Here is a 1,340-nt window from a genome sequence, read left to right on the forward strand (position 1 = left end):
GTTGTAATGTTTTGTTGTTATCTGTCGTTTCTGACAGCTTACTCAGTATATCACCGCTTTCGAATCTTGTCAATAACTTTTTTTAAAAACTTTCTGAACTTCATTTTAGACAGTTCTATCAGTTTATAAGTTACTAATTATGCGTCTCTTAGCGAGGATCTTTATCATACCATCACCATTCGACATTGTCAACAACCTTTTTAGAAAATCTTTTTCCTTTTAAGTTGTTTTGTTTATGTCTCTTAGCGACGTGTTTTATCTTAACACCTCTACTATTTTCATATTATTTGTTTTCTTATCATTAAGTATAATTATTATCACTTTTCTCTATAATTCACCATTATTCTAGCTCTTATACATATTGATACGCTAGCAATAGTTGTCATTCTAATTTGACCCAATCTAGTATATTTGTATATCTCTTTTAGATTAGATATCTTAATCCTTGCTACTCTAACTATCGTTAATTTACATATATTTATGCTTATATAAAGTTTTATTAATGAAATTTTTAATTGAATAATTTATTAGATTTATTATTTAAGATAATATATTACATACATTCTAATTAATTTTATCTAAAACTTATGAAGATAAAATTATATTAATACATAATTTTATATGAATTAAAATTTATTTTTCGATATTACTCACCTTATAAGAGCATAAAATTACCAAACATGAAGATGAAATTGGTGAAATAAAAAAATGCTTTAAAATGTACAAAGAATATAAGATTATACTAACGATATTCTGTATTGCCTAAATATTTCGACGGGTTTACAAATAGAAAAATACCCAAAATGGTAAATATAGGTGAGCATACTGCTTAAATTTATATAAAAAGTTATAAATCTAAAGGATTACCCGGATTAAATATTGACTACGCCGGCGGAGCTAGCAAAAGCTGATGAAGAAAAATAAGAAAAATTTAAAAATTATTTTGAAATTCTAAAAAAATTGCTTAATAATTTAGTTGATACTATTTTATTTGAAGATGATGAGATGATCAGGGATTATCAGTTAATACAAAAAAACTGTTTTATAAAAGGACAGCCGAGAAAAATGCCTTTTTAACGGAAAAAATGCTTGAATTAATGTTCTTACTATCATATAGTCCAGAAATGAATTTAATGAAGGGGTTATGAGAATGATTAGACTCTTCTGTTATTAACAATGATTTAATGTTTTCTTTTTATTAAAAATGTAAATAAAAAAAGATAGTCATTACAACTATCTTTTGTACTTACCTCGCAACGTCCTACTCTGCCACACAGTCTCCCATGCAGTACCATCGGCGCTATAGACCTTAACTTTCCTGTTCGGAATGGGAAGGAGTG

At 26.8% G+C, this 1,340-nt stretch carries 1 rRNA gene; it reads right to left on the reverse strand.

Going from position 1 to position 1,340, the window contains the following annotated elements:
- Positions 1-1,248: 1,248 nt before the first annotated feature.
- Positions 1,249-1,340 (reverse strand): 5S ribosomal RNA (gene rrf, locus T483_RS30225); the annotation flags it as partial.

This window comes from Clostridium beijerinckii HUN142, from assembly GCF_000621745.1.
Taxonomy (GTDB): domain Bacteria; phylum Bacillota; class Clostridia; order Clostridiales; family Clostridiaceae; genus Clostridium; species Clostridium beijerinckii_A.